This is a genomic window from Kitasatospora sp. NPDC092286, assembly GCF_044755565.1.
Lineage (GTDB): Bacteria > Actinomycetota > Actinomycetes > Streptomycetales > Streptomycetaceae > Kitasatospora.
The window spans coordinates 228045-238565 of the sequence record NZ_JBIVRD010000006.1 but is presented as its reverse complement, the minus strand read 5'-3'; the positions used below and the strand labels follow the sequence as shown (position 1 = coordinate 238565).

Sequence of the window (10521 nt, the reverse complement as noted above, 5' to 3'; positions counted from 1 at the left end):
CGTCAGCGACTCGCCGAAGATCCGCACCTGCGGACCAGCGTTCTGTTCAAAGAGGTATCCGACCTCGGCTTCCGGGGAAGCCAGAGAACCTTCTACCGCGAGCTGGACCGCCGACGGCGCCTGCTGGTCCTGGCCGGCCGTCAGGAAACCAACTCGCAGGAGGAAGATCCTCAGATCTCATCCGGGATGTCCCGCACACTCGCCCGCAGGCACGAGCGGACGCCGGTGCTGCCACAGCGAGTCGCCCCGGTCGCAGGAGAAACCCTCAACTCCTACCTGGCCCGCATCGCCCAGGCCAACCACCTCACCGTCACCGAGGTACTGGCAGTACTGCCCGCCTGGTTCTCCACGAAGACCAACAACCTCGACGATCGAGCCCAGCACCACATGCTCGCCCCCGCAGCCACCAGGGCCCTGCACGAACTTGCTCGCCTCACCAGCACCACTCCCGCTGGCCTGGCCAACGCACTCCCCGCCTTCGGCACCGATGAAAGCCCCGTCCGGGCCACAACTGCCTGCCACAGGTGCTCTGCCCGTCTCGGCATCCGCGAGCCCGTTCCCGTCCACCTCCCGATTCACAAGAGGGTCTGCACGCGGCACGGAATCTGGCTCAGCGATCTCGGAGAACCCCACCTCGACCTCGCCACATGCCCCGAGATCACCACCGCCCAACACCGGGCGAACCGCCTCCTACGCCGCTTCACACCCCAGCAACTCACCCTCGCCCACCAAGCCGCGGTCGAAGCCGTCCCGCCCTGGCCGGCCTCCCCAGCCGCCGTCCCACACCACTGGAGATACCGGCTCCTCGCACTGCAGACCCGCAATTACCACTGCGGCATCTCGACCGACCTCGACGCCTACGCAGACGCCGCCATCTACCCCGACGCAATCGAACTCGCCACAGCAGCACTCGCCAAGCATCCTCATGATCCAGCAAGATCCACTGGCGAAAACTCTCCGCATCTCCGAGCGGCGGCACCCGCAGTTCACGGTCACTTCGCCATTCAAGATTCCTCATCGCAGGTCAGAGCGACCGCATCAGGGACGACTCGGTGACACAGGACACGAGGTGGAGGCGGTGAGCGTGGGCGGGTCGAGGACGGCGGTGCGGGCGGCGTGGGCGAGAACGGCCTGGACTGGGGTGGGCAGGCCGAGGCGGTTCCAGTGGAAGATGACGTGGTAGCTGAGGACGTGGCGCAGGCCCCGCCCGAGGACACCGGCCAACGCGGCTGTGCCCAGGGCGTCGCCCGCCTGGTGGAAGGCACAGGCCCAGTCAGTGGCGAAGACGAGCGGGCCGGCGGCTCCGAACAGCGGGCCCTTGATGTCGGTGTCGGCGAGGAGCAGAGTCCGCAGGGCGGTCGCCGTCTGGTCGAGCCGTCCGGCCGGTTCCGTAGGCAGCGGGCGTTCCTGGCAGACTCGGTCCCATACGTCGCCCTGCTCGTACCACTCCAGGCGGGCGCCGCGAAGCAGCGCGGTGCACAGCAGCACGGACAGCTCCCGGCGCCCGAGCGGGACTTCGCCCCGGTCGGCGAGGTCCAGGATGCGGCGGCTGTCGGCGCCGAACAGTTGGTGCGCAACTTCCATCGCGGTGGGGCCGCCGAACGCGGCGGTTTCCGGCTCGTAGCGGCTGGTCCGCCAGCCGCGCAGGTGTCCGTCGGCAACGAGCCGGTCGAGGGCGGCGCCCACCGCCGTCTTCACCGTGCTGTCGGCCCGGAGCCGGATCCGCCAGCAGGGGTGCTTGCGGATGAACCACCACCCTTCGCCGCCGGCGGCCACGTCGGCGAGCAGCGGGTGGAGGTGGCGGGCCGCGGTGGCCTCGGCGGTGTGCCAGTCAGTGAACTCGATGAGCACCTGCCACCAGTCAGTGGGACCGGCATGCTCGCGGAGGGCTTGCCGGCCCGCGCACCGATAGCGGTCGACGGCGTCGTCCAGGACGCTGGGGGCCAGGTGGACACGGGCGGCGGCGTCGAGGAGGGGGGTGCCGGCCAGCACGTCCAGGACGGCGCGCTCGGTCTGGACCACCGGGGTGGCCTGGATACCGGGCCGGGTCAGGTGATCAGCAGGCATGCGTCCCATCCGGAGATCGGTGCGGCGTTGCGGGCGGCGGTGGTCAGGGCGAGGGCGGTACCGGCGTCCCCGTCGAGAAACCCGGGGACCCGGCGGGTGCCGGAGATGGCGTGGCGGAGGAGAATCTCGGCCAGGGAAGGCAGTCGCGTTGCCAGTTCGGTGGTTGTGGCGTCCTGGGCGGTGCGCCACGCGCTCTGGTAGACGCCCGCCCAGCCGTGGCACAGTCCGGCCCCGGTGAGCCGGACAGTCTGTGCCGGGTCACTGAGGCACTGGTGGAAGGCGTCTTCGTAGGCCCGTTGCCGGGCAGGTTCGGCGAGGGCGATGGCGGCGATCTGCCCGGCGCGCGCGATGCCGGGGGTGCCGTAGCACCAGCCCGGACGGCCTGGCCCCGGGTGGTCGGGGCGGCCGGTACGCAGCGCCTCCAAGGTGAGGTGCTCGGGCCACCACGGTCCGGCGCCGTTGTCCTGACGCCAGGTGTCCAGCCACGAGCAGATGGCGGCGATGGCCTCGTACTGGCCGTCGACGGCGATGCCGTGACGCGCGGCCTGGCCGAGCAGCATCAGCGGGCCGGTGATGCCGTGTGCCGCGCCGACGTTGGCGTGGCCCGCTGGGTGGGGGCGGCGGCGGGGATCGTGGGACACCCACCAGCCCGGCACCCGCTGACCGCTGATCAGCAAGGGTCGGGTGAGCGCGATGAGGTAGCGCAGTACCTGTTCGAGGGCGCTGCCGCCCGGGTCGGTGCGCAGCAGGCAGGCCCCGATACCGGTCAGGCCGAAAAAGGTGTCGTACTCGTGGAAGATCGCGGGCCTGCCACTGCGAATGCGGTCCATGGCGGTGCGGACGCGGCGGTGGGCAAGGTCGGCGAGGTGCCGGTCGAGAGTGGCGCGGGCGTCGCGGTAGCGGCCGGATTCGCCGGCCGCGGCGTCGAGGAGGAAGGCGACCGCAGGTAGGCCGAGGAACAGTCCGGTGTTGTCGGCGGCACTGACAGCACTGCCGGCCGCTGCGGTGACCCAGGTGTGGGCCAGTGGCCAGCTGCCGTGGCCGGCGCGGGCCCGTTCGATGTGAAGCAGCGCGGTGCCGGTGGCACCTTCGGCGAGCGAGTGCGCGCGCCACGGCTCGTCCGGGGGCGGGGGTTCGAGCGCGGTGAGACGGGCGGTCAGCAAGTCGGCGGCCTCGGCCGCGCTCGATGGCCTCTGCGTGTTCACGGTCACCGGGCTTCCCGATGGATGGCGCTGTGCCGCAGGGCGGCGGATCGGGCGAGGTGGCCGATGAGGCGTTCGATGTCGGGGTCGACGCCGAGTGCCCGCACGTGATGCCCGTGAAGCAGCGAGCGCGCGACCGTGAGCGGGTCGCGTTGGGCGGCCAGGAGCCGCCGGTAGTCGGTGAGGGCGGTGGCGCGCTGTTGCCAGGCGGCGGCGATGTCGGTTCCGCCCGGCAGGGCGCGCAGCGTGTGGTGGGCGCCCTGCCGATCGGCCAGGGCCAGGGCGTGGTCGTGAAGGGCGCGATCGACGCGGCCGCGGTGGCGGGGCAGCCGACCGATCAGCCACGTCCTCGCCTGCTCGGGCGAGCCCGTGAGGTGGGTGGTCAGGTCGAGGAGGCTGGCTGCGGTCAGTGCCTGCGCGGGGATTCCTGCCGCGGCGGCGGCACGGATCTGGGCAACGGCGGAGAGGGAGTCGGCGGCGAACACCGCATGGGCGGCGTCCATCGTCGCGCCATGCCCGTAGCGGCCTTCCTGCGGCTCGTAGTCGACGAGCAGCAAGCGCGCGAGCAACCGCTGCCGACGTAACTGTTCGGCCCAGTCGTGGAGCTTTTCCGCCGCCTGGCCGTAGGCGTCGGGGCTGGGCAGGTGCAGGTAGAGGGCAAGGTACTGGTCGGAGTCGGGACGGGCCATCTCGCGGTGGCGCTTGAACCACCACCGCTGCCCGTCGCCGAGCGCGTTGAGCAGATCGGGCAGATGCTCGGTGAGCAGTTCGTCGAAACGACCCGGGTGGCCATGGAGCCGGGCGTGCAAGACACGGGAGCGCCCAGGAAGGTGCCCGGCGCCTGCGGCGACCCGAACGGGATCTGTGCGGGGCGGAGGCCCGAACTGGGCGGGCTGATGAAGAACCAGGGGCAGGAGAACCTCGTGGGCGCGGCCGATCCATGCCATGTCCTGCGGGGCTGAGGTCTCGCGCAGCTCGACGCGGCCGGTGCCATCGAGGCGCGAGCGCAGCAGAGCCCTGTGAACGGGGTGGGTCAGGTCCAGCGGGAGCCGCTGGTCGTGCTCCACCAGCGCGATGCGCTCGGGGACCCGCAGCCGCTCGCGCCACCGCTGCAATGTCGCTTGCCACTCCCGTTCTGGCGCGGTGCGGGCGGGAAGGTCACCCGCCGTCAGGAGCCAGCGGGCCTGGAACACGACGGTGCGCCCGTGCCGGACCCGGGGAAGGTAGGGCAGGCGGGCGGCGGCACCGAAGTCAAAGCCCTTGTAGACAGCCGAGCGCGCAGTGGTGATCTCGGCGAGAAACCGCGCCATCGGCGGGGTGTGGACGCCCGCCTCCAACGCGTGCAAAACCCGCGGCTCGACCCGGCGACCGGTGGACAGCTGCACCAGGTGGAAGCAGCGGGCGTCCGCGGTGACCGCCAGGTCCGCGAGCGCGATCACCCCCTCGCCCGGTGCCCGATGCTCTGCCAGCGGAATCACGTGCTCCAACAGCTGGGCGGTACGCGCGACGTTCTCATTGCGTCGACGCCTCGGCGCGAACGACAGCTGCGCGGCGACCGTGTCCAGCACTCGGACGACCGCTCCCGCGCCGTACCGGGCCCGGAAGCCGCTGTGGTAGTCGCGCCAGGCCGGGTACCCGAACGGGTAGGGCGTCAACCGGTGCACGACCGCCACCGCCTCCTCCACCTCGCGGATCACCGCCGGGGGGAAGCGGACCTCGCAGTCCACAGCGGTGTCGACGACGAGCGGCACCGGCGCGACGCCGGCCAGCGCCCGCATCCGCTCCACCAGCTGGCCCCGCTGCGGCCACTCCGCCGCGGGGGCGGGGACTGTGAGCAGGCGGTGGATCGCCGCCAACTCGTCCACCAGGGCCGCGACGGCCGGCACTTCCCTGGCCCCAGCGGCGTGGAGCTCGGCACACACGTGGCAGAGCGCGTCCACCGAAGTCATCGGAGCCCACAGACTGCTCACCAGCAGATGCTGCTCCAGCAGACCGGTGAGCATCGCCCGGATGCGCCCGGCGTCGGCCGCCAGGGCCCGAGAGGCGAGCAGGGCATACAACTCACCGAATCGAATGGGTGACCGGGCCACGTCGAGGGCTGCCGCGACCGGCGTACTGCGACGCACCGACACCTCGACGGGTGCCATGAGCAGGGCATGCCCGTCTACGGGCGGACCGGGCGCGACCACGCGCTTCCCGCGTACCTGGGCGCTGTCGTTGGCGACCACCGGCAGACGCTCCAGCAGTTCGGGGCAGCGCTGCAGCCGGGTTACGATCTCGGCCAGCCACTCGGCGTCCGCCCGCACCGTCGCCTGGTGCTTGTCCCCCCACTCAGCCAGCGGGACCGCTCCGACCGACACCGGTGCCACGCCGGCGAACAGTCCGAACGGCGTCGGCCGCTGCCAGCGCAGCAGGTACGAGGTGACCGAGAGCATGATCTTGCGAAGCCGTCGCTGATCACACTGCCCGCCGCCCAGTATCCCGGTGACCTGCTGGACCAGTACGGGACTGGCCACGGCGAGGGCATCGCGAACCTCCGCCCGCTGCCATACCTCGGCCAGCCACGCCCGTTCCCGCTCCCCGCCGGGCCCGGTCAGGTCCAGATCGGGCGGGATCGCGAGGCCGCCCGGGTCGGTGCTGACCCTCAGCACGGCCCCACCCCGCCACTGGTACGCCATCGGTGCCTTTGGTGCCACTGAATCCCTCCCCAGGATCCGCAGACGTACGGGTGGCGCTGGTGTACCGGGCGGGTACTCCACCCGGCACACCGGCGCCGGATCGGCGTCCCGTCAGGCCGGGTCGTCAATGTAGGAGTTGCAGGCCGAGGAGTTCTGGCAGGTCGAGCCGCAGCCGTCGCCGGTGCTGCACATGAGCTTGCCGTTCGGGTGCGCGGCGACGACGACCCGCACGTCGAGCATGTAGTCGTCGACCTCGGTGTCCGGCCCCTGTGCCGGCGCCGTGGCGCCGCCCGCCGTGAGCATGCTGTTCATCGCGATCACTCTCCTGTCCCATCAGTGGAGTGGTGCTGGGCAACCTGGTCCTCGGCGGCGGTCGCGGCCGGGGGCCAGGAGATCGTGATCCTGCTGTCCTTCTTATCGATGACCCGCCCGCCGGGCAGCTGGTCGTCGGGGGTTCCGGCCGGGTAGACGGCGATGTGCGGGCCAGGGCCGCCGCGGTGCTCCCGAGCCCATGCGCGCACGTGCTCGCGCACCGTGTCGGCGAACGCCGGACCTGCGGGGCCGAAGGCGTGGACGCCGTACTCGACGGACTTGTCGTCCGGAGTGCGGCGCGTGGTCAGGTAGGCGAAGTTGCCACCTTCCACCGCGGCCAGCGCGAACGACCGGTTGTTCGGCGCGACCAACCCGGTGTCCAGCTCGGCGTCGACGGCCATGATGCAGAACCCGGGCAGCAGCGTGGCCAGGTACAGCTGCAGCGTGTCGATCGGCTCCGTGCGCCCGACCTCCACCCCGGTCCAGATCTCGGTACGCGGCGTGGTCACCGCGTTGTCGAGCAGGCTCGGGTCTGCGGGCAGGCCGTCGTCGAACCGGAGCCCGATCTCGTCCGTGCCACGCACCAGCAGCAACCGCTCCTGGTGCGCTGCGACGCCTTGCATCGGCACGAAGCCGCAGATCAGCGCGGAGGAGCTGACCAGATGGCCGCCGACCCTCCTGAGCGCCACCGACCGGGTCAGGCCCCGCATCCGCAGCGGCACCACCAGCCTTCCGCCCTCCGCCAGTTGCTCGAACCATGCCCAGGAGATGTCCCACGCGCCGGCGGTGACCAGGATGGCGTCCGCCTCGGACGACAGGTGCGCCCGGAAGCCTTCGTCGGCGTCGCCAAGGACCACCTTCACCTGCGGATAGCCGTTCGCAGCGAGCAGATGCCTGGCGCGGGCGACCACCTCCGGGTCGATGTCCACGGAGACGACCTCGCCGGCCTCGCCGACCAGCTCGGCCAGGTAGGCGGCGTTCAGCCCACCACTTCCGACCTCGACCACCTTCATGCCGGGGCCGATCTCCGCCTGCTGAAGCATCATCGCCTGGATCTGTGGCGCGGACACCGAACTCATGTCAATGCCGTATTTGTCGCGCTTGGTGATCACGGCGTTGTACGGGCTGTATGCCTGTTCCAGGCTCGCTTCAGGCACGAAGAGGTGCCGGGGCACCTTCCGCAGCACCACCTCGACCTGAGGCGAGGTGATCGTTCCATCCGCGATGAGGGCATCGACGGCCTGTTCACGCAGCTTCATTGCGTGATCCGGATCAACGGTCACATCGGTCATGGAGAACCCTTCTTCCTGTCGTACCGCATGGCTGGCCCGCCGCCAACGGCCCGGATCGGCCACTGCTCAGACCCACCCCCAAAAACGCACCCTGAGCCTAGGCATCGTGACTGTAAGTCAGGGATGAATCCTGCAACGGTCGGCGTCATCGCCACTCGGCGCACGGGGTCAGTCCGAGGACCGCTCGACGCTCATCCACCGGACGGCTTCTCGGACTCCCTCATCACATCGCAGGCGGATTCGCCTTACCAGAGAAGAAGTTGGGGACTTTCCGGGACTCCCGTTCGGACGAATCCGGTACGGAAGTGGGAGGTAGGCAGGTCAGGAGGCGCCCAGGAGTGCCAGGACGGCGCGGTGGTATGCGGCGTGGACAAGCGGGAGCTCGGCAAGGTGCGCCCGCTCGTCGGTTCCGTGCAGCCCGATGTACGGGAGACCGAACCCTGCCGTCGCCGGGATTCCCTCACCGGCGAGGAGGTTGCCGATGTTCGACGGGCCCGCCACCTTGGGCCGCACCTGTAGGCCGACCGCGCGGGCCGCCTGCAACAGCGCCGCTGCGGGCTCCTCGTCGGGGCGCAGCTGGAAGGGAGGCCAGCAGGCGATGGTGGTGACCTGGGTGGGTTCGGGGACCGGGAACGCGGCATCGAGTTCGGCGCAGGCCTTGCGCACCAGGGACTCTGCGTCCGTGCCGTCGAAGGCGGGTGTGGTGCGGATGTCGACGTTCAGGTCGCAGCGGTCGGGGCTGACACTGAAGCCTTGACCTCCCTCGATCGCGGTGACGGTCAGCTTCGGGCGGAGCGGGAAGCCGACGCCGCCGAGCGGACCAGGGGGCAGCTCGGCGTCGTCGAGGAGCTGGACCAGGCGCGCGGCGCGGGAAACCGCGCCGACGACGGTGCGGCTGGAGCCGGAGTGCCCGGAGGGGGCGTGCACGGTGATCCGGGCCCGCCACAGGCCGCGGCCACCGACGACGACCTCCTCCATGCCCGGGTAGCCGATCATCACGCCGGCCGGGCGGACGGCCCGCGGGTCTGCGAGATAGGCCCGGGCTCCACCGAAGCCGCCGGTGTGCTCGTCAACGTCCAGCAGCACGGCGAGTCCACCGTGCAAGTCGGCGGCCCGGGCCTGCAGATCGGCGGCGATGTGGCAGAACACGGCGGCCGGCAGCTTGGAGTCGGCTGATCCCCTACCAAGCAGGAAACCATCACGGATCTCACCGGACGTCGGCGCGAAGCTCCAGGCGTCCTCGTCGCCGAACGAAGCGGTATCCACGCACGCGTCGAGGACCCACCACCGTCCAGGCCGCCCGCCTTCGATCTCCACAAGCAGGCCCACCAGATCGCCCCGTTCATCGTGAAGGCGGCGGTGCGGCAGGTCACGCGCGCCCAGCCAGCGCTCCAGAACCGCGAGCACGGGACCGTAGTCGTCCACGCCCGCCCGGCTGGGCAGCCGGATCAGCTCCTGCGCCAACGCCGTGACCGAGGCCGTCTGCTCGGCGGCCCGTGCCACCAGTCCGTCGTCCGTCATCTCTCCCCTTGCAGCGTCGTTCCGCCGGGGCGCACCGCCAGGGCACGCACAGCGTCCATCGTCTCCAGCGGCCGTGCCGAGGCGCACGCCTCCCGTCCGTGCTGGACCAGGCCCGACGCGGCTTCGCGTCCCAGCAGGATGCCGCAGTCGAACCCGTCCGCACCGTGGAAGGACGGCATCGGCACGACCGCCGCCGACTCCGAGGCCACGAAGAACCTCTCCATCGCGTCCGGCGGCTCCACCAGACCGATCTGCAGGGTGCGTACCCCGTTGCGCCTCTCCCGCGGGTCACGCAGCTCCAGCAGCCGCAGCAGGTGCACCGCCAGCGCGGCGTGCCTCGGCGGCCCGTACAGCACCCGGTAGTGCACGAGGTCCGGACGCTGCTCCACCGCCGACTCGATCGCGGTCAGGTACGGCTGCTCCCGACTACGGCTGCCGGTCACCACCAACTGCTCACGGGCCCCGGACGCCACCTCGACCATCGCCTCGATCAGGTCGCTGTAGCGGGTCAGGAGCCGGGTGACCTCCGTGGTGCCACTCTCGTCGAGGGCACTGGCCGCCTCCCGGTCGTCCTGGTGCGCGAACAGGATGTCCGCCGACAGCTCGTAGAGCTCGCACAGGCCCCGTCGATTCTTCAGGCCGGTCCGCTTGCGTCCCGTCTCCCACGCCCCCAAGAGGCTGGCGTCCGTCGACCCCCCGGTCTTCTTGTTCAGATGCTGGGCCGCCTCCTCCAGCGTCAGGTTGCGTGCCAGACGCGCTTCCCTGAACGGCGAATCCACCCGTACCGACCCGGTCACCACAGCCTCCGCATCGCGCGAAACCAAACACGCCATCAGGTTCATCCCACGTCTGTCGCACAGGGAAGGACGCCTCGGCCGGCCTCCTGAGCGCTCAGGAGGCCGGCCGGATCTCCGCCAGGGCGCCCTCCGCGCCCTGGTCCAGGAGAAGGCCGGCCACCAGCACGCCCAGCTTCTCCGGCTCGGACACCGGGCCGGGGAAGTCGGCCTCGACCTGCTTCGTCCCGTCCAGGAAGGTGACCTGCGTGTGCAGGGCCAGGACGCCGTCCGACGCCTTCGCGTACGCGTCGATCGGCACCGAGCACCCACCGCACAGCTCGGCCGGCACGTCCTCACTGCCCGGCGAGGGCAGCAGGACCAGGCCGGGCGGATTGCCGGGCGGCAGGTCTTTCAGCGAGTGGACGATCACGTCCGCCTCGCCCCGCACCAGAGCGGCTTCCTGCTCGGCGGAGAACGCGCTGCCACCGGAACGGGCCGACACCGTGGACAGGGCCGTCCTCCGGTCCCGGTCGCCGCCTTCCAGGATCACCTGGTGGCGGAACTCGATCTCGGGGAAGCACTCCCGCAGCGGCGTCAGGAACTCCTTCACCTGGGCTTTCGCGAGGTGACTGGCACGCGATCCGACGACCAACGTCCGCATGGCCCAACTCCA

General features: G+C 71.0%; 9 protein-coding genes. 1 reads left to right on the top strand and 8 read right to left on the bottom strand.

What is annotated here, in order from left to right; genetic code table 11:
* A partial coding sequence (locus tag ACIQIB_RS08865) for a TniQ family protein (RefSeq protein WP_400757365.1) occupies nt 1-1056 on the top strand: 1056 nt, incomplete at its 5' end.
* Here ACIQIB_RS08865 and ACIQIB_RS08860 read toward each other — a convergent pair.
* From ACIQIB_RS08860 to ACIQIB_RS08825, 8 genes are all read right to left on the bottom strand, one after another.
* Nucleotides 1039-2067 carry a thiopeptide-type bacteriocin biosynthesis protein gene (locus ACIQIB_RS08860; RefSeq protein WP_400757363.1) on the bottom strand — a complete coding sequence of 343 codons (1029 nt, stop codon included), beginning with the start codon at nt 2065-2067 and terminating at the stop codon, nt 1039-1041. The two genes, ACIQIB_RS08865 and ACIQIB_RS08860, sit on opposite strands and share 18 nt — an antisense overlap.
* Nucleotides 2049-3272, bottom strand: a complete 1224-nt coding sequence (locus ACIQIB_RS08855) for a lanthionine synthetase C family protein (RefSeq protein WP_400757361.1) — start codon at nt 3270-3272, stop codon at nt 2049-2051. The genes ACIQIB_RS08860 and ACIQIB_RS08855 overlap by 19 nt, the downstream gene beginning before the upstream one ends.
* A 2-nt stretch (nt 3273-3274) precedes the next feature.
* Nucleotides 3275-5965 carry a lantibiotic dehydratase gene (locus ACIQIB_RS08850; protein ID WP_400757360.1) on the bottom strand — a complete coding sequence of 897 codons (2691 nt, stop codon included), beginning with the start codon at nt 5963-5965 and terminating at the stop codon, nt 3275-3277.
* A gap of 93 nt (nt 5966-6058) precedes the next feature.
* A complete protein-coding gene (locus ACIQIB_RS08845) occupies nt 6059-6259 on the bottom strand; it encodes an FxLD family lanthipeptide (protein WP_400757358.1) in 201 nt (66 codons plus the stop codon).
* 5 nt (nt 6260-6264) lie between these two features.
* Complete coding sequence (fxlM, locus tag ACIQIB_RS08840; protein WP_363607014.1) at nt 6265-7551, bottom strand: methyltransferase, FxLD system; 1287 nt, start codon at nt 7549-7551, stop codon at nt 6265-6267.
* Between the two features lie 321 nt (nt 7552-7872).
* Nucleotides 7873-9072: a M20 family metallopeptidase gene (locus ACIQIB_RS08835; RefSeq protein ID WP_400757357.1), complete on the bottom strand. Its 1200-nt coding sequence runs from the start codon at nt 9070-9072 to the stop codon at nt 7873-7875.
* Entirely contained in the window at nt 9069-9869 is an 801-nt protein-coding gene (locus ACIQIB_RS08830) for a helix-turn-helix domain-containing protein (RefSeq protein WP_400757355.1), read from the bottom strand. Before ACIQIB_RS08830 ends, ACIQIB_RS08835 begins: the two co-directional genes overlap by 4 nt.
* A 94-nt stretch (nt 9870-9963) precedes the next feature.
* A complete protein-coding gene (locus ACIQIB_RS08825; RefSeq protein WP_400757353.1) occupies nt 9964-10509 on the bottom strand; it encodes a hypothetical protein in 546 nt (181 codons plus the stop codon).
* Nucleotides 10510-10521: the final 12 nt, after the last annotated feature.